The 18351-nt window shown below is 45.4% G+C and carries 13 protein-coding genes; 7 read left to right on the top strand and 6 right to left on the bottom strand.

The genetic code is table 11. The annotated features are described in order from the left end of the window. Positions 1 to 608 precede the first annotated feature (608 nt). The gene (locus L5M40_RS04380; RefSeq protein WP_263175841.1) at positions 609 to 1652 is read left to right on the top strand and encodes a DUF3626 domain-containing protein; all 1044 of its coding nucleotides are present in this window, start codon (positions 609 to 611) and stop codon (positions 1650 to 1652) included. Between the two features lie 141 nt (positions 1653 to 1793). Here L5M40_RS04380 and L5M40_RS04375 read toward each other — a convergent pair whose 3' ends face one another. Next, positions 1794 to 2312, bottom strand: a complete 519-nt coding sequence (locus L5M40_RS04375) for a type II secretion system protein (RefSeq protein ID WP_105251541.1) — start codon at positions 2310 to 2312, stop codon at positions 1794 to 1796. A 279-nt stretch (positions 2313 to 2591) separates the two neighbouring features. Between L5M40_RS04375 and cydD the strand changes: the two genes are divergently transcribed. The 3 genes from cydD to cyaB all read left to right on the top strand — a co-directional run bounded on the left by cydD (position 2592) and on the right by cyaB (position 6968). Next, complete coding sequence (gene cydD / locus L5M40_RS04370) at positions 2592 to 4541, top strand: heme ABC transporter permease/ATP-binding protein CydD (RefSeq protein ID WP_263175840.1); 1950 nt, start codon at positions 2592 to 2594, stop codon at positions 4539 to 4541. After that, positions 4538 to 6289: a heme ABC transporter ATP-binding protein/permease CydC gene (cydC, locus tag L5M40_RS04365; RefSeq protein WP_263175839.1), complete on the top strand. Its 1752-nt coding sequence runs from the start codon at positions 4538 to 4540 to the stop codon at positions 6287 to 6289. The genes cydD and cydC overlap by 4 nt, the downstream gene beginning before the upstream one ends. A gap of 91 nt (positions 6290 to 6380) precedes the next feature. Beyond that, entirely contained in the window at positions 6381 to 6968 is a 588-nt protein-coding gene (gene cyaB, locus L5M40_RS04360) for a class IV adenylate cyclase (protein WP_263175838.1), read from the top strand. Between the two features lie 312 nt (positions 6969 to 7280). Here cyaB and L5M40_RS04355 read toward each other — a convergent pair whose 3' ends face one another. Next, positions 7281 to 7457, bottom strand: coding sequence for a helix-turn-helix domain-containing protein (locus L5M40_RS04355; RefSeq protein ID WP_006082937.1), 177 nt, complete (start codon positions 7455 to 7457; stop codon positions 7281 to 7283). Positions 7458 to 7550: 93 nt separating this feature from the next. Continuing rightward, complete coding sequence (locus L5M40_RS04350) at positions 7551 to 8294, bottom strand: DUF599 domain-containing protein (RefSeq protein ID WP_131524297.1); 744 nt, start codon at positions 8292 to 8294, stop codon at positions 7551 to 7553. A 348-nt stretch (positions 8295 to 8642) separates the two neighbouring features. On the opposite strand from L5M40_RS04350, the gene L5M40_RS04345 reads away from it, so the two are divergent. Genes L5M40_RS04345 through L5M40_RS04335 form a run of 3 tightly spaced genes read left to right on the top strand, consistent with a single transcriptional unit; the run spans position 8643 to position 12689 of the window. After that, the gene (locus tag L5M40_RS04345; RefSeq protein WP_263175837.1) at positions 8643 to 10205 is read left to right on the top strand and encodes an OmpA family protein; all 1563 of its coding nucleotides are present in this window, start codon (positions 8643 to 8645) and stop codon (positions 10203 to 10205) included. 22 nt (positions 10206 to 10227) lie between these two features. Next, a complete protein-coding gene (locus L5M40_RS04340; protein WP_263175836.1) occupies positions 10228 to 11838 on the top strand; it encodes a hypothetical protein in 1611 nt (536 codons plus the stop codon). 5 nt (positions 11839 to 11843) lie between these two features. Beyond that, positions 11844 to 12689, top strand: a complete 846-nt coding sequence (locus L5M40_RS04335; protein ID WP_173496764.1) for a hypothetical protein — start codon at positions 11844 to 11846, stop codon at positions 12687 to 12689. Between the two features lie 144 nt (positions 12690 to 12833). Here L5M40_RS04335 and putA read toward each other — a convergent pair whose 3' ends face one another. From putA to L5M40_RS04320, 3 genes are all read right to left on the bottom strand, one after another. Then, the gene (putA, locus tag L5M40_RS04330; protein WP_263256274.1) at positions 12834 to 16028 is read right to left on the bottom strand and encodes a bifunctional proline dehydrogenase/L-glutamate gamma-semialdehyde dehydrogenase PutA; all 3195 of its coding nucleotides are present in this window, start codon (positions 16026 to 16028) and stop codon (positions 12834 to 12836) included. A gap of 257 nt (positions 16029 to 16285) precedes the next feature. Then, positions 16286 to 16837: a TIGR04211 family SH3 domain-containing protein gene (locus L5M40_RS04325; protein WP_105251551.1), complete on the bottom strand. Its 552-nt coding sequence runs from the start codon at positions 16835 to 16837 to the stop codon at positions 16286 to 16288. Between the two features lie 224 nt (positions 16838 to 17061). Further along, positions 17062 to 18351, bottom strand: a complete 1290-nt coding sequence (locus L5M40_RS04320; RefSeq protein WP_113939029.1) for an inorganic phosphate transporter — start codon at positions 18349 to 18351, stop codon at positions 17062 to 17064.

The following is an 18351-nucleotide window of genomic DNA, read 5'->3' as shown; positions in this document are numbered from 1 at the left end:
GTGCTGCATTTATGGTCAATAGCCAGGTCTGCTGGCGGGCGTGCAGCTTACAGGATCAGGGCTTTAAGTGCCATCTAATAAAGGTTTTTGGGCTGGGTTTCATTCATATTGGCACATAAATCGCTTGTCGGCGGCTTTCACTCGGCCTCGCTTATCTTTTAGGCGCAAGTTTAGATGGCAGAGTTTGAGGTTATGGAAGTTAATTGATTTCAAGGAACAAGGTGACTATTAGGCCTATTTCATAATATCAATTGAAGTCATAGGCATTTTTTATCTAGAGTTAGAATGAGTTAGCGGTAGATCACGCAACAATAATGAGAGTGGTATAAACTAAAGTCGATTGGAGTAGAATTAATTAATGACGCAATTGGTTTAGCTATCTGTTCAGTTCGTGATTGATGTTATTCGCTGAATTTTTAACAATGAACCGAGCGAAAGAATTATTGAGTGTTTTCACGATCACGTTTAACTGAGTCATTCATGTTTAACTTAGTCATTTAGATGGAGTGGCTTAAGAGCGGTTCTCTGCAGCTTGCGATTTATCTCACGTTTATTTTAGGATGAGGCATTGTGGGAACGGTTAAACGCCTCTCATTTATAGGTGGATTATGACAGCGATACAGCATATTGAACGCCTTGCACGAGGACGCAGTGAACAAGCCGTCGCTGTGATTAAAAATGTGCAGCAGATGTCAAATATCCCTATGCATGAGATGCAACTCGCGCTTAAACAATTGCTCAACTGTGGCCGAATTGCGCTGCATTTTCATCCCGATAGAATCGATAGTCGTGGTATGACTGTGGCCGAAGGTTTACTGCGCGATGGTCAATACCGCAGCCAGTTTGAGACCCATATTTCCAATGGTCAGTTGTCACCAGAGTTAGGTGGCCCACGAGATCATTGGGAAAATCAGCTTTTTGGGGATGTATACAAGGGCACTAAATCTCGGCCTAAATACGGTGCACTCGATCTGGGCATGTGGCAGGACGGTCCCGCCCCACGTTTTGGTAGTTGTTATTTTTTGACTCATACGAGTGCGATGGCGCGCTCAACCTTTAGTTATCTCGACTCGTATCGTAATCCGAAAGAGAAGGGCACGCTGTCATGTTTCGATGATATTTTAGCGGCGCTGCTGACTGAGAGTTTTGAGCGTCACTATGCCTTAGGTAAATCCGACTTTAAGCCGCTGAATGTGATCCATTATTTTGGGCATCAGCTCAATGCTTCCTTGCTGTCACGTTTCGAGCGGCCGCTATCGAATAATCTTGACCATTATATAGAGGCGCAGATCCATGGCGATGTTTCCCTCGATGAAGATATCGCCATGCTGGTGGCGGACCCCAGTTTTAAGGGGACTGATATTGGCGCAAGCTTAAGTAAAATTTGCGATAAATATGATATTGAGCTGCAATATCATGGTGGCTTTAGCCTGCATACGGCGCAGATCCCCAGTGATTTCCGTGGGCCAACTATGCCATCGCTGGCTAATCGGATTGCCATAGAAGACAGAGTTGATGCCTATGCCATAGGCGTGGCGGCGCGGGATTTATACCATTCCCCCCAGCATTGGCGTGAGCGCGGTAATCGTGCGCAAGTCGCCCATGAACTTAAGTTGCTCTGGCATGTGCTGGTGAAATACGGTGGAGTGTAATAAGCGCGAACTCTTTAAAAATGCTTAATTGTAAACGTAAGCATTAACAACAAAATGAGTTTAGGTCGTAAATAAAACAGCGAGATAACATCAGGTTAATTCGCTGTTTTTTTTCTATAGATATTTTATCGTTAAGGTCGCCTAGCAACCAGTGTCGACTTTTTTATAAGTGGGGACGCCCGTTGTCTCCCATTTATAGTCGATATAACAATTTGTCGCTTCGACTTGCGCTTCTGTGGGCGTGGCAAGGTTCAGTTTTTGCTTTGGTGTGGCGATAACTTCATAGGTGCCGTTGGTGGTGTAAATTCGATAGGACCACTCATTCACATTTAGCCCTGCCGCTTTAAAAATTTCTGGCGGAGTCGTGTAAGCCGTACTTGGCGTTATACCGCTGGTGCTGGCAGCCCAAGGCTGATAGTTTTCGCCACGGATTTCGTCGTAAACGACTCTATTCGTGGTGCCGCTGTTAGCAATTTCCGACTTTGATTTGAATAAAGTGACGGCGGATTTCATCGAAGCCAGTGCACCTGATAGCTGACTCTTATAGGCATCTGATTGTAAATTAATGAATTTAGGTGCAGCTACTACGGCTAATACGCCAAGAATAATAATAACCACAACGAGTTCAATCAGGGTGAAACCAGCATTTTTATTTGGCATAGATAGAGGACATTCAATACAAAGAGCTTCATGCTACCTAAGTTTTTAAAATCAGGCTAGTACTAGGTAAAGTTCCGTTAACTCCTAGATTTATTTATCTTTAGCTCGTTTTTGTGAGTCCGCTAGCAAAAGTCTGTGATAGGGTTTCATCTGTTGTAGATGCCTGCGATACTGCGTCCCTATCGGAACTTTTTAGCTGTTGCAAGCCCCTTAAACTGAATTGTTATCGATAGTCGATCCCCGCTACGAGTCGCTTAATTGTTTTCTTGTTGGAGCACCATGGATAAGTCGTTAGAAAAATCCCTTCTCGTTTGGCTTAAAGCCCAGAAAAAAGCCTGTGGCCTGTTCCTTAAATTGTCGTTATGGCTTGGGATGATAAGCGCCGTCGCTATGGTGGCGCAGGCTTATATTATCGCGACGATTCTGGATGGCGTGATCATAGGGCAAGTTATACAGCTAACTGACAATGCCCAAACGATCAGTTCCAGCGTGAATATTGATACCTATACACCTCATTTTATTGCGCTAATTGCCTTGATGTTACTGCGTGCCTTGTTGGCTTATGGGCGTGAACGCGCCAGTTTTGAGGCGGGTAAGCGTCTACGTGGCCATATTCGCGCGGCAGTGATGGACAAGTTGACTAAGCTAGGTCCAGCATTTATTAAAGGTAAACCCGCAGGGAGTTGGGCAAGCATAGTCTTAGAGCAAGTCGAAGATTTACAAGACTTTTATGCCAGATATCTTCCGCAAATCAGCCTTGCTGGTTTTATTCCCGTACTCATTTTAGCGGTGGTATTCCCGATTAACTGGGCGGCAGGCTTAATCCTGTTACTCACAGCGCCGTTAATCCCTATGTTTATGATCTTAGTTGGCATGGGCGCTGCCGATGCTAATCGCAAGAACTTCAGTGCGCTTGCAAGATTGAGCGGCCATTTTATGGATAGATTAAAAGGCTTAAGCACGTTGAAACTTTTTCACCGTGGTGATGCCGAGCTTAAGGTGATCGCGACTGCTTCGGAGGAGTTTCGTAGCCGCACTATGTCGGTGCTACGCATGGCCTTTTTAAGCTCAGCAGTCTTAGAGTTTTTTGCCGCGGTATCGATTGCTGTTTTGGCGGTTTATTTTGGTTTTAGTTACTTAGGTCACTTAGATTTTGGCTACTATGGCGCCCATGCCAATATCAGCTCAAGTACAGATCCTGACATGGGTGGTATTCCTTTCAGCCTATTTACTGGGCTATTTATTCTGATTTTAGCTCCTGAGTTTTATCAACCGCTGCGCGACATGGGGACTCATTACCATGCTAAGGCGCAGGCTATAGGCGCGGCAGAAGCCTTGATTACCTTGCTCGAACATCCGGAACCTGAGTTTGTCGGCCACGTCCGTATCAATAGCATAGAGACGCTGAGTGCCGACAATCTTGAGGTGTTCAGTGTCGATGGTACGCGTTTACTTGGCCCGCTGAGTTTTGAGTTAAAAGAGGGTGAACGCTTAGCCTTAGTTGGCCCGAGTGGAGCGGGTAAAACCAGTTTACTCAACGCCTTATTGGGATTTTTACCCTACAAGGGCCATTTGTTGATTAATGGCCATGAGTTATCCGCATTAGACTTAGCCCATTGGCGACAGCACTTAGCTTGGCTTGGACAGGAACCGCAGTTATTTCATGGCACAGTGCGGGATAACGTGGCCTTAGCCGACCCAACTCTGCCCGACGATACGCTGTGGCACTTACTGGCTGAGGCCAATATCAGCGATTTTGTTAAGGCGCAGCCATTGGGTTTAGATGCCCCAGTCGGTGAACAATCCTCCGGTTTATCCGTTGGCCAAGCTCAACGTATTGCCTTAGCAAGGGCGCTTGGGCAGCAGGCGAGTTTGTTTGTTCTTGATGAACCCACAGCCAGTTTAGATAGCCAGAGTGAGCAGGCGGTGAGTTCTGCGCTGAATCGCGCCATGGCGGGTAAGATGTGCATTATGGTGACCCACAGATTAGATCAGTTAGATCAAATGGATACTATTCTTGTGCTCGATAAAGGCTTGATAGTGCAGCGGGGCGATTACACCACTTTGTCTGACACAAACGGCTTATTCCAAACTTTACTGCGTGAAAATGTTGAGTCCGTGGCTGATATTGAACTTGTACCGTTATTGGCAAGCGCCAGTGAGACGCAGCTTGATAGTGACGCTCCACTCGACAGTGCAGCCGAGTCTACTAAAGGAGATGCCCAATGAAAGTGCTGATCCCCTTTATTCGATTGTTCTCGCGTCAATGGCTGATGATGTCCGTGGGCTTGCTGCTGACCATTATTACTTTGATGGCCGGCATAGGTTTACTGTCACTTTCGGGCTGGTTTCTTTCCGCTACAGCTGTCGCGGGTTTGACGATAGTTACGGCGCAGTCCTTTAACTTTTTCACTCCTGCGGGCGGCGTGCGTTTCTTATCAATTGCCCGAACCGCTAGTCGTTATGGCGAGCGTTTAGCGACCCATGAGGCGACCTTTAAGTTGCTGACTGAACTTCGTGTTTGGGCGTGGTGTAAACTCTTGCCGCTCAGTGCTAAAAATCTGCAGGGGCTGCGCCGTGGCGACATGCTCAATCGCTTAGTGGCCGATATCGATACCCTAGATCATCTTTACCTGCGACTGCTCACGCCTATGGCAGCATCCCTTCTGATGACTGGGCTCTTGTATCTATTCCTCGCTTGGTTCGATGCCAAACTTGCTCTCAGTCTTTGCTTATTCTTAGTCGCTGTTTGGCTGGTGATGCCACTGCTATTTTATCGCCTTGGACACGCGCCAAGCCGGACTATGCTCGAAACCAAGCGTCATTATCGGGTGCAGTTGCTCGATATGTTGCAAGGCCAAGCCGAACTTAGCCTATTTGGCGCGAACAACAGATTCAGGCAGAAACTGAATGATGCTGAAATTGCACTTTTTCGCAGCCAAAGCGCGATGGCCAATATCACTGCTCTCAGCCAAGCCATGTTGATCCTCTCCACGGGCTCAGCCTTGATCATGATGCTTTATTTAGCCGCTCAAGGTGTGGGTGATGCCGTGCCGCCGGGGCCCATGTTTGCACTTATGGTGTTTGCGACTATGGCCTGCGTCGAGATGATGATGCCGATTGCGGGCGCGTTTCAGCATTTGTCAGGTTGCGTATTGGCCGCAACGCGAATTAATGAAATCACCGAACAAAAGGCCGATATTCAATTTGCTGTCGATACTGGCTTGAGGGCAAAGTCTGGCGCATTACAGATTGAAGGTATCCACTTTGGTTATCGAGACGATCAAAACGTGCTGCAAGGTTTGTCCCTTGAGATAAAAGCTGGGCAAAAAGTCGCGTTACTTGGACCAACGGGGTGCGGTAAGTCGAGCTTATTGACGCTGATTACCCGAGAATGGCAAGCGCAGCAAGGGCACATCAAGCTCGATGGTCATGCACTTTCAGAGTACAGTGAGCGCGGTCTTAGGGATGCGATTACTGTGATTAGTCAACGCATCTATTTGTTTGCAGGTACTTTGCGGGAAAATTTAGTATTAGCCTTACCTGTTATCGAGGGCGAGAAACGCACGGCCCACGACGCACGCTTGATTGATGTGTTACAGCGGGTTGGGCTTGGCGCTTTACTCACGGGTGATAAGCCGCTGGATATGTGGATAGGTGAAGGTGGACGTCAGCTTTCGGGCGGCGAGCAGCGCCGTATTGGTGTTGCTAGGGCGCTGCTGCGTGATGCACCGCTGTTATTGCTAGATGAGCCAACCGAAGGGCTAGATAAACGCACCGAGCGGGAAATTTTAAGTTTACTGTTTGAATTTGCTCAGGATAAAACCTTACTTATGATTAGCCATCGTTTAACTGCTATGGCGAAGATGGATCAAATTCATCTACTCGGTCAGGGGAAGATTATTGCGTCTGGTACTCACCAGAGCTTAATTGAAGACTGTGTGGAGTATCAGGCCTTGTACCAAAGACTCGCTTAAGGTTTTGGATTTAATCTTTTGGAATTAAGATGTTGGCGCTCAATATTATAAATAGCGATATATTTTACTCATTAAAAGCGGATATGAATCTATGAACCCTGCGATGCCAGAAGCATTAGCCCCACAAATTAATGCTCATTTTAATGGTAAGTTTGAGGTCGAGCTTAAATATCGCTTATTGGATCGCCACGATTTTTTCGCTGCCTTACAAATGAGAAATCCCGAGGTCATGCTCGAAGATAACCTTGAGCATGACTGTTACTTTGATCTGCCATCACAGTCACTTAAAGGTGAGCACAAGAGCTTGTGTATCCGTGAGATGCAGCCATCGGGGATAATGCTGTGGATAGTGAAAGGGCCAGAAAAAGACCGCTGTGAAGCCGTGAATATCACTGAAGCAACAAAAGCAAAAAGTATGCTGCATACCTTAGGTTATGAGTGTGTACTGGAAATTAAAAAGCGCCGCAGTATCTATTTTCTGGGTGAATTTCATCTAACAATCGATCATATCGAAGGTTTAGGGGATTTTGCTGAACTCGCGATTATGACCAATGATGAAACCCTATTGCCTAAATATGAAGTGCAATTGCAACAACTCGCCGCCGATTTGGGTTTAAGTGAAACGCAGCGGGAGTGGTTATCCTATCGGCAGTTGCAGCAGGCTTTAAATAATAAGTAATGGATTGAATTTTTTGGATTAACAGCTTGAGGTTTAATAGCTTAAAGTTCCATAGCTTAAGTTTAATGGCTTGCACCGCTAAATTCGGCTAACCAATCCTTCGAAACAAACCGCTATAGCTCAGTTCAAATCCCTTTGAGCGTCACTGTCCATATCGCATTCACTGCCTGTTTTAACTTGCTATCGACGACTTAAACTTAAGCAGCATACTTAAATTCGAGTATCACATTTCAATTCAAGCCACCTTTACAAATTCAAACGGCTTAAATACTGATGACTCAGTTTTATTTGCCGTGAGTTACTTGATGCGTTTTAGCCTAAGCGTTGTGAAAAGGCGAGGTAGCGTTTAACTTCCGCTTCAGGGAATTTTAATTCGTCACCATCTTGAACACTTGAGAGTAAATTCTCCCGAGCGAAGCGTTTGATGGTCGCTGGTGTTTTATCTAGCATTTTGCACACTTCATCTAAGGTTAATAAGTTATCGCTCATGGCACTCTCCCAGTAATTCAATAGAAACATGACCCAAAGAGTATAGAACAATAATTCCAATCAAGATGACGCCAGCGGCCTAAACCGCCAAGGCTATGATTCTATTTTATGGTTGCGGGCGGTTTCTCGCACTTGGCTCTCTATTTGGAGATGGCCTTTCGCTGCCGTGATCGCCAGAACGGCACGGGACTTGAACTCGCGGCGATATAAGGTTGCTACCACAAATAAGCTGGCCGAGATAAAGAGTATCGGGTGTACAAACCAGCACAATACCGCCATTGAAAAGTAATAGGCGCGTAAACCATAGTTATAGGAGTGTGCCGCTTGATCTTGCACTGTCGCCATTTGTCTTGCATAGGCTTTGAGATTGTCATTTGAGCCATCGGTGTCCAGAGGACCCGCGCCTATCATCACGTTCACAAAGCCGTATTGACGCATTGACCAAGTAAACTGGAAGAAGGCCATCACAAAAATGCCGACTAGCAGAGCTAACTTGACTTGCACCAGCGCATGATTCGGTGGCGTAGCGAAGGGAATCGTCGCAATAACACTTTCTAGTCGTTCAACTTGCGCAAATAAGGTCAGTACACCCGCAAGCACAAACAGCGTGGTCGAGGCAAAAAAGGCAATATTGCGTTCTAAGTTGGCCAGTAGTGCCGCATCACCCACGCGCACACCGCGGGTCATCACCTCAAGCATCCAGTAAATTCTATGCTTATGCAGACCACGGGCAATACAGTCTGTATCTCTCGCCTTGCTACGGGCAAAGGCGGTGTAGCCAGCCCAAGAAACGATAAACCACACCAATGCAGAAATATCTAACAACGAAAATGTCATAGCCACCTTAGTAAAATGTAATATGGGGAGAAAGAGAGAGATTAGTCATGTGCAGATTATGAGGTCTATGAAAGATTTGGTGCAACTGAGAAACGATTCCCAGTAATGATTTTTTTGCATAGTGATTGTGATTTCACATTAGGATAAAACTGTTTTATGACAACTCCTGTGTCAGTCGCTTAAATATCTTCGATATAAAGTTGCTCACAAATTTCAGCCTTAATTAATATTTTGGTTACATCAGTATCAACTTTAGATTGACTTTTTAGGGCTAATTCCTTCTAATCCTTAACTTAATTTATTGCATCTAAAATTCAATTTTGAATTTTTAAAAAGTTAGGGATGACTATGAAGTCAAATTTGAAATCCATATCGCTCGCAGTTGCTGGCGTATTAGCGCTTAGCAGTTGTGCCATCACTCAATCTGTTGAAGATAATAAAGAAACTGTTATTGGTTGTGCTATTGGTACTGGTTTAGGTGTACTGATTGGGAATTATTTAGGTGGCAATGAAGGTATGCTTTATGGCGGTGCCGCTGGTGCTGCGATTGGTTGTACCGTTGGTTATGATTTTCAGCAAAAACGCGAAGCATTAGAACAGTTAGCGAAAACAGAAAATCTTGATATTCAATTTACTTCAATCAGCGCTTCAAAAGCATCAGATGAACAACAAAGTAGCTTACTGATCAGTTCAACCGAACAAACCATGTCGAAGGAAGATTCAGAAAAGTACGCTAATTATCAAGTTGTGGGTATGGCTGCGACAGTTTCGAGTAATAGTGAAGTGATGTTTGCTTCTGGAGCTTCAGAGGCGACGCCACAAGCTAAACAAAAATTTCAAAAACTCGCCGCTATCTATAAAGACTCTAAACAAAACATTTTGATTACAGGTCATACAGATGCCAGTGGTGCTGAATCGTTAAATCAAGAGCTTAGCGAAGCGAGAGCGCGTTATGTGGCAACCCTCTTTAATCAAGCTGGCATTCCGACTGAGCGATTATTCTTCCAAGGTGCAGGGGAGTCACAGCCTGTTGCAGCTAATAGTGATGACGCTGGCAAAGCAAAAAATCGTCGAGTAGAAATTATTGAAATTGACGGTAAACCGGATCAATTACTGGCTTATTCATACAAACAGAAGGCAAATTTGAGTTATTTATCCCGCCGATCGCAGGATAAAGTGGCAGCAGCCAAGCCTACTAATCAAGTGGAAAAGCAGCCTACAACTCAGCCAACTAAACCGAGCACTTCTCGCCTTGAACCAGCTCAAATACAAATGACGGAGTCGGAAATCGTCAAGTTACTTGAGCCAGTGAAACTGCAAAAAGCCTTGGTAGATTTTGGTGGTAAGAAAATGCTCGACCCATCGACAAACTTTACCCAGTTAGTGGGTGCTAAAAAAGAGAGCGGTTTTGCATTATTTAGCAAGGCGTATGCATCTGAAGTCTCTAGCCTAAATTGCGCCGTTGAGGGACCGAGAGTCACGGGGGACGTGAAGAGTTTAGCCACAGGTGAGAGCTATAATCGTAAGGATTACAACACAGCAGATTATTTACCGGGTATGAATGGTACTGCTTGGGGTTATAAAGTGAATGGCCATTATATTGGTTTGACCCCTGTTGCTGTGATTAAGGACAGTGGCACGGCTGTTTCTGCGCCTAAAGTGAATATTTGGAAGAATTACAAAGGTTCAAGTAAAGATGATCCAAATTATCAGCTTACGAGCCATGTAGAGACTTATTATGGTGATAAAGGCTTGTTATATCGTGTTTTTACAACGGAAAAAGACTCTCCTGTGCGCTGTATGGATGTGGTGATGCCAATCGATCGTTCAGCGACCGCGATTGCTGGCAAGTTGTACTACGAGAAGAATAAAACGGTTTATGAAGCCGATTTTGAACCCAAATTGTTATAAGCAATGTGCTTAGGAGCGGTAAATGGATTTTGTGTCTATGTTATTTAATGAGTATCGCACGTTAGTGTCGCTGTTACTTTCGTTGATGGTATTAGTGGTCATTATTACGGTTTGGTGGGATAAGGTCAGTTTCTGGTGGCTTAATACATGGTATGCCTTTCCGGTAATCGGTAAGGAGAGTCGCTTAGCGAAAGATTATGAAACCCAAGTTAAGATTTACGATAAGGATTGGTTGAATACTGAAGTCGCACTGTGTACTGATTTTGCCGCTCATTATGAGAAAGTGAATAAGGACGAGGAGCTTTTCAGTAAAAGCCAAGACTATTTAGGTAAAGTGACTGAAAATGGTCGTAACAACTTACATATTTTGGGGTGGATATTGATTGCCGCCTTAGTGTTTGTTGAAGCAATGGGATTTAGTTACGTTCTTTCAGGTTTCACGATTCCCGGAGCATCGGAAAAACTACAGCAGCAAGGTGCTGTGGGTATCGCCTTCATCATCTCGGTTTTACTGGTAGGTTTAACTCACTTTACTGGACATGAGCTGCATGCTAACTCGCTCATTAAAAAGGCCAAGGTCTGGTGGAAAAATGCTAAAAACCGCGACAAATCGACGCCAGAACTGGCACCTAATACTCGCATTAATTTAGATAAAACCTTTGAGGATGATAATGAGCCTCAATATAAGCAACTCATTAATCGGATCTCTACTAACGCAGAGGTTAAGCCCCGTTATTTTATCACCACGGTCACAGCTATTGCGATCCTAGTGATTGCAGTATTGGCAACCTATGTGCGTGGTCAAGTGCTTGAAAAAATGCATATTGATGAAGTCAATATTCAGCAAACGAGTGGATTGTATCAAGAACAAGACCCCTATGCTGAAGCACCTCCAGCACTCTTACTCGATGAGTCTAAAAGTGCAGGTGATAAAGCAAAGGATGATGTGTGGGATCGTGAACAGAAAGGCGGTTGGGGAACTTTTATTTTTCTTGCTTTCTTATTCATCCTATTACAGATTTTCGGTATTTTGATTGGTTTTAAAACCGGATTTGCTGGCAAACATTCTAAAGATGCGCGCAAAGAAATTGGCAACTTTAAAAGTGAGCGTGAGTTTAAGACGCATTATTCTCGTTTAAAGCAGCAAGTCGCGCGCGTGGCCCAGAAGCGCCTAACTAACTTGCAGCAAAGAATGAATCAAAAAGCCGAAACTAATTGCCAAGATCCTAAGGTGCTAGAGGTGTTAGAGGCCTGTGGTGAGCGTTCATTCTTGATGTATATGGAAGATTTAGGTAATGCCGAAAATCGATATGATCAATCGGTACGTTTACGTGAGCATCAAACATTAGCCAGCCATCAGGCGATGAAAAGTGCCGCTGTGGTGGCAACGTCTCATGTTGTTGAGGTAGAAACTTCCGAAGCACCAGAGGCGATGGAAGCAAGATTGAAAGCCGAGCTTGTTGCTGAAGCGAATGCTAAAAAAGCTGCAGAGGCCGAAACGCCAGAACAAGCTGAACAACGTATTCGACAAGAGCTGCTTGCTGAAATAACTCAGCAAAAAAAGGTTGTTGAAACGGAAGAACAGATGCGCGATCGTTTACGCAAAGAGATACTTGGAGAGTTAAGTTCATGACAGGAATGACAAAGCTTGCTAAGTTGGTGGTTACTGGCTTGTTTGGCACTTTAGCTATTTCTATGTGTTTGCCTGCGATGGCCGCTGAGAGAAATGATATTAAAAGTTGCTACGAGTTTGCCAAAATTGATCCACTAACAGCAAAGACAGTTTCTGGCCGACATTTGTTTGTGGCGATCGATGGTACTTTTTCTCCGGACATAAATATTAAACAGTTAGTTCATGAGAAAGTGCATCTCTTCCTACAAGCTGGGGATAAAATCACTATCATTAGCTTTAGTGCTTATGTAAAAGATTTTTATACCGATGTTTTGTTTAGTGGCAGGCTGGATACTGATATTGCTGACAGGGATGACGTATCGAAGAAAAATCTAATGGCTTTTGATAATTGCATGAATAAGCAGGCTCAGTTCGTTAGAAGTAAAATTGATGCCCATATAAAACATGCTTTTAAACCTAATGATGTGGATTTGCCTAAAACTGAAATCCTCAGTAATTTATCTCAGGTTATTGCGCCGCAAGTGGCTGCCGATACCGAAGGACGCCGAGTATTGTTACTTGTGTCCGATATGGTTGAAAATTCAGATGTGACCAGCTTTTACAGTAAAAACACCTTAAAAGTTATCGAACCTGAGCAAGAAATGCTAAAAATACAAAAAGCGAACATGCTGAGTGATTTTAAGCAGGCAGATATTTACGTATTAGGTGCGGGTTGGGTTCCTGCTACATCAAAAGGATTTAGAGGCGGTCAAGTAATGTTGCCGTTGAAACAGTTTTGGCAGCAGTATTTTGAGTCCTCCCATGCTGAACTTAAAGGTTTTGGTCAACCCGTATTAATGACGGATATGTAATGACTGGGATTTTAATTAAGTTGTTACGTCATAGATAAGTACCGTTTTAGACTCTAATAAAAAAGCCAGACTCAGTCTGGCTTTTTTATTGTTATCGCGATGGCTAAAGATGCATCGCGATATTCTAAAGCAAGTTCAGTGTACTTATTCTTCGCTATCACCGAGTGACAGTAGGGTCGCATTACCACCTATGGCGGTGATGTTGTTGGTGCGAGTCTTTTCAGTCACAAAACGGGTTAAGTAGTGTGGGCCACCGGCTTTAGGACCTGTGCCTGACAGACCTTGACCGCCGAAAGGCTGTACGCCCACCACAGCACCGATTTGGTTACGGTTAATGTAGACGTTACCCACGTTCACTTTGTCGGCAACTTCCAAGGCATGGCCTTCGTTACGGCTATGGATACCTAAGGTTAAGCCAAAGCCCGTGCTGTTGATTTCATCGATCACTTTGCCAAGATCTGCCGCTTTATAACGGATCACATGCAGGATTGGGCCAAAGTGTTCTTTCTCAAGCACTTTAATTGAATCGATTTCAACGGCGGTTGGCGACAAAAAGTGACCATTCTCAGTACCAGCGGGCAGTGGCATTTGCTTGATAAGCTTACCGACTTGCTTGATATGGTCGATGTGGGCATCTAAGTTAGCTTTGGCGGTGGCGTCAATCACTGGGCCTACGTCGGTTTTGATTGAACTTGGGTTGCCAATCACCAATTCATCCATGGCGCCTTGCAGGACTTCGATCACGCGATCGGCGATGTCTTCTTGGAGGAAGAGCACGCGCAGTGCGGAGCAGCGTTGGCCTGCGCTGGTGAATGACGATGAAACCACATCGTTAACCACTTGCTCAGGTTGCGAGGTTGAGTCCACTACCATGGCATTTTGACCGCCAGTTTCGGCAATCAACGGAATAATCGCGCCATCACGGTTGGCCAGTGTACGGTTAATCAGTTTTGCTGTGCCAGTTGAACCGGTAAAGCATACGCCGCCGATACGTTCATCGGCCGTAATTGCGCTACCCACAGTCGCACCCGTACCGGGTAGGAATTGCAGCACCTCGACAGGAATACCCGCTTGGTGAGCAAGTTGTACTGCACGATAACCAATAATCGAGGTTTGCTCCGCAGGTTTCGCGATAACAGTGTTACCCGCCGCTAATGCCGCAGAGACTTGACCGAGGAAGATGGCCAATGGGAAGTTCCATGGGCTGATACACACGAATACGCCGCGGCCTTGGAGGAACAGTTCGTTCAGCTCTCCCGTTGGGCCAGGAAGCAGTTCAGGCTTCGCCATCATTTTCTTAGCTTGTACAGCGTAGTAACGACAGAAATCAACAGCTTCACGTACTTCGTCGATACCGTCTTGAATGCTCTTGCCCGCTTCACGGGTGCACAGGGCGATCAATTCTTCGCGGTTTTCTTCTAATAAATCGGCCAATTTTTGCAGTGCAGATGCACGGGTTTCCACTGGTGTGCGTGCCCAAGAGGCAAATGCTGCTTCAGCAGACGCGACGGCTGCTTCGATTGCAGCTTTGTCGGCGAAGGCGACTTGACCTACGGTTTGGGTTGTGTCGTATGGGCTAACAATCGTTTTATGTTCGCCAGTTAAGGTTTTACCGTTAACCAGAGGGCCCGCTTGCCATTGGGTATTTTTAAACTGTTCTAGTGCCGCGAAAAATGGCTCAGATTCGGAAATGATGTTCATATTGAGTCCCTTGGAATTTTTGCGATCGCTACCGAAAATATCGGCAGGTAAAACGATTCTGTTGTTAGCCAGGGTTTTATAGCCCGTCAGCGTTGTTAGCGGATGTACCACTAATGACTCGATGGGGGTTTTAGGATCCACCAGTTTGTGGACGAACGAAGTATTCGCGCCGTTTTCCAGCAGACGACGGACTAAATAGGGCAGTAGATCTTTATGCGCACCGATAGGCGCATAAATACGTACCGCTTTAGCTCCGGCTTCAGCCAAAATCGTGTCGTACAGCTCTTGTCCCATGCCGTGTAAGCGTTGGAACTCATGGTTACGATCGCCCGCCATATCGGAAATTGCCGCCACGGTTTGCGCATTGTGGCTAGCAAATTGTGGGTAGATAGCACCGCGAGTCGCATCCGATAACAAGTAACGGGCACAGGCGAGGTAAGAAACGTCAGTACCGGCTTTGCGAGTGTAGAGTGGATAAGCGGCTTCGCCAGCTTGTTGCGCCCACTTAAGTTCGCTATCCCAATAGGCACCTTTTACCAGACGCACTGGGATTTCATCCCCTTGTTCTTTCGCTAGACGCGTTAACCAAACCAGTACGGGCAGGGCACGCTTAGAGTAGGCTTGTACGACTATGCCGAGTAATCCCCAGCCTTTAGTTGCCTCTGCATTAAACAATTTTTGGAACAGTTTTAGTGATAACTCGAGGCGATCGACTTCTTCAGCATCGATAGAGATACCAATATTTAAGCCACGTGCCAGCTTAATCAGGCGAATCACAGTGTCGTACAGTTCAGTCAAGACGCGGTCTTCATTGGCCACTTCGTAACGTGGGTGCAATGCCGATAGCTTGATGGAGATTGTTGGCCGCGGTGATTCATTTTCGTTATAGCTTTGAGCACCAAGCTCAGTTATCGCATTGGCGTAATCGGTATAGTATTTCTCGGCATCTTTGCGCGTTAACGCCGCTTCGCCCAGCATGTCGTAGGAATGGGTATAACCTAACTTACGTTTGTCTTCACTGTTCTTTAGGGCTTCTTTCATGTTGCGGCCCAGTACGAACTGCTTACCCATGATCTTCATCGCTGCCATCATGGCTTGACGGATCACGGGTTCACCGAGGCGATTCACTAAGCGGCTCAGCAAGTTGCTTGGGGTACCATCGAGTTTTTTATCAAGTTTAACGATTTTACCTGTGAGCATTAAGCCCCAGGTCGATGCGTTAACCAGCACTGAGTCACTCTTGCTCATGTGCTCATCCCACTTAGCACCTGAAAGCTTATCTTCAATCAGCGCATCGGCAGTGGCCGCATCGGGAATTCGTAGTAAAGCTTCGGCTAAACACATCAGGATAATGCCTTCCTGTGTTTCTAAGCTGTACTGTTGCAGGAAGGCATCTATGCCGACCATCAAACCTTTTTTATCGAATTGACGAACCTTATTGACCAGTTCGTGGGCACGACGAGTGACGCGCTCTATGGCTTCATCACTTGAGGGAACTAGTTTGATCAGCTCTGACAAGTATTGTTCTTCATCGACAATGTAGTTGTCGCTGACTGCTTTGAACAGTTCGTCGAGATTGGCAGAATCGTAGCGGCCTGCCAGCACTTCACTCGCTTTGAACATAGTTATCGCTTCCATCTTGGCCGTTATTGGGGCGCTATTGTTGAAACAAATTGGGAGGCGCCAAACGCATTTGATATTTTGTATACAATATGAAGGTTTGCGCGCGCAGATTATACAACCAAAATGTGACGGACAACACTATAGCGTGAAAGATTGTGAAGCTTGTTTGATTAGCTTGTTAATAAGTCGATGTAACGCTTGATTGACAAAAAAGCCAGTGTTTGAAAACACTGGCTTTTGGAAGGTAAATTAAGACTTTTTGTGTGTCAGACTCACATCCAACGTTTTTTATTGCGACGTTGTGGTCTAGGTAAATACACTAAAATAATGCCTAGGATTAAGCCCATGCCTGCGATTAATCCACCTTGGCGCCAAAGTTCAAAACGTTCGTCTTGAGCTGTGCGATCTACCGCATTTTTCAGTTGATCACGTTCTTGAGTCGTTTTAGCTAGGTTGGTTTCTAACTCGCTTAGTTTAGCCTTTAATTCGAGCAGTTCGCCAGCATGATTATCCGTTGAACTTGATACTTCTGCTAACTTAGCTTTGGCCTGTGCGAGTTCAGTTGTTAACGCAGGGACTTGCTCACGGAAACTTTGAGTCGAACTGATCAAGTTGGTTTGTACCCAACCTTCACGGCCTTTATGGTCGATTATTTTGGAGTAATCACCTTGAGTTTCGTTGAGCAGTGTCACAGGTTGACCCGCTTCAATTGATCCAACAATTCGAAACTCAGTACCAGGGCCACCTAAAAGATACAGAAACACGTTATCCGAGATGTAGCGGGATTGGCCTTCGGCCAGCAGGTTGGAAGACAGCAAGATCATTCCTACCAGAGTCAGGAGTCTAAACACTTTTGTATTCTCATCAACGAAATAGTCTGCACATGCTAGGGATTTGAGGCCTGTAATGCAAGAGGGAAGTCATAGACTTCCCTCAACTTTACGGCATCCATGCTATGACCATTCCAATTTAATTCAATCTTTCCTACGACCTTCTAGTCCTAGGCGCTAATACTGCTTAATGTCAGCAACACATTTAGCGAGACTTCTTAATTAAAAATACCTTTAATCATATAGAAGAAGATGATTGATAGGCCAGCACCTGCTGGTAGGGTCACAACCCAAGATACGACGATATTACGTACCACACCAATGTTAATCGCTGCGATACCACGGGCCATACCTACACCTAATACCGCACCCACTAAGGTTTGTGTGGTAGAAATAGGTAAACCAGTGCTAGAAGCAATAACTACAGTCGTTGCCGCGGCTAATTCTGCCGCAAAACCACGACTTGGCGTCAAGTGAGTGATGTTTTTTCCGATAGTTTGCATAACGCGCTGACCAAAAATCGCCAGACCCATCACAATACCTACGGCACCCAAAGGTAAAATCCACCAGACTAGAGGTGATTTCGCTGCAATCTCACCACCGCTATTGACGACAGAAACAACCGCCGCTAATGGACCAATCGCATTTGCTACATCGTTTGAACCATGGGCAAAAGCCATACAACAAGCAGTCAAAACCATCAGGATCGCAAACACTTTTTCAACGTTTTTGAACTGGGTTTGACGATCTGCTTTATCACTCATTTGTAAGCGTGAAATGGCGATTTTACCTAAGATACCAACTACAGCAGCAATAGCACCTGCGAGTAGGTAAGACTCGGTAACTGAGAAATGCAGACCAACATGGGATAAGCCTTTCATAATAGTCATTAATGACATGATGAAACCAGCAAATGCCATATAGAAAGGTACGAAACGCTTAGCATTACTCAATGGATCGTCAGTGTTGAAAATGAGTTTTTGAGTGCTTTGGAAGAGGATGAATGCCATAAAGCCCGAAATAGCGGGGGTTACGATCCAAGAGCCTACAATCCCGCCTACTTTATCCCATGAGACTGAATCTGCACCAACACCCACGGCGGCGAAGCCAATAATGGCACCGACAATGGAGTGAGTCGTTGATACCGGCCAGCCAAGGGCCGATGCGACGACAAGCCAAATACCTGCTGCCAACAATGATCCTATCATGCCGTAAACCAGCAATTCAGGAGTCGCAGTGAAATAGCTAGAATCAATAATACCGCTACGAATGGTATTGGTAACTTCGCCCCCAGCTAAAAATGCACCGGAAAACTCAAAGATCATTGCGATAATAATCGCTTGTTTAATTGTAATTGCGTTTGAACCTACAGAGGTTCCCATCGCATTGGCAACGTCATTCGCCCCAATACCCCATGCCATGAGAAAACCAAATGCAGCCGCAATGGCAATAAGCCACGGGCCATTGGTGACTAAGACGTTAGCCACCTCAATACCTGCATCAACCAT

Source organism: Shewanella sp. SM68, from assembly GCF_025653925.1.
Classification (GTDB): domain Bacteria; phylum Pseudomonadota; class Gammaproteobacteria; order Enterobacterales; family Shewanellaceae; genus Shewanella; species Shewanella oncorhynchi.
Note: the sequence above shows the minus strand (reverse complement) of the source record. Positions and strands in the feature narration are given on the sequence as shown.

Bases quoted from the DNA above. Each gene is read 5' to 3' on its own strand.
- L5M40_RS04375 (WP_105251541.1), bottom strand. From the start codon at position 2,312: ATGCCAAATAAAAATGCTGGTTTCACCCTGATTGAACTCGTTGTGGTT.
- L5M40_RS04345 (WP_263175837.1), top strand. From the start codon at position 8,643: ATGAAGTCAAATTTGAAATCCATATCGCTCGCAGTTGCTGGCGTATTA.
- L5M40_RS04355 (WP_006082937.1), bottom strand. From the start codon at position 7,457: ATGAGCGATAACTTATTAACCTTAGATGAAGTGTGCAAAATGCTAGAT.
- L5M40_RS04335 (WP_173496764.1), top strand. From the start codon at position 11,844: ATGACAAAGCTTGCTAAGTTGGTGGTTACTGGCTTGTTTGGCACTTTA.
- cydD (WP_263175840.1), top strand. From the start codon at position 2,592: ATGGATAAGTCGTTAGAAAAATCCCTTCTCGTTTGGCTTAAAGCCCAG.
- L5M40_RS04350 (WP_131524297.1), bottom strand. From the start codon at position 8,294: ATGACATTTTCGTTGTTAGATATTTCTGCATTGGTGTGGTTTATCGTT.
- L5M40_RS04340 (WP_263175836.1), top strand. From the start codon at position 10,228: ATGGATTTTGTGTCTATGTTATTTAATGAGTATCGCACGTTAGTGTCG.
- L5M40_RS04320 (WP_113939029.1), bottom strand. From the start codon at position 18,351: ATGGTTGATGCAGGTATTGAGGTGGCTAACGTCTTAGTCACCAATGGC.
- L5M40_RS04325 (WP_105251551.1), bottom strand. From the start codon at position 16,837: ATGATCTTGCTGTCTTCCAACCTGCTGGCCGAAGGCCAATCCCGCTAC.
- cydC (WP_263175839.1), top strand. From the start codon at position 4,538: ATGAAAGTGCTGATCCCCTTTATTCGATTGTTCTCGCGTCAATGGCTG.
- cyaB (WP_263175838.1), top strand. From the start codon at position 6,381: ATGAACCCTGCGATGCCAGAAGCATTAGCCCCACAAATTAATGCTCAT.
- putA (WP_263256274.1), bottom strand. From the start codon at position 16,028: ATGGAAGCGATAACTATGTTCAAAGCGAGTGAAGTGCTGGCAGGCCGC.
- L5M40_RS04380 (WP_263175841.1), top strand. From the start codon at position 609: ATGACAGCGATACAGCATATTGAACGCCTTGCACGAGGACGCAGTGAA.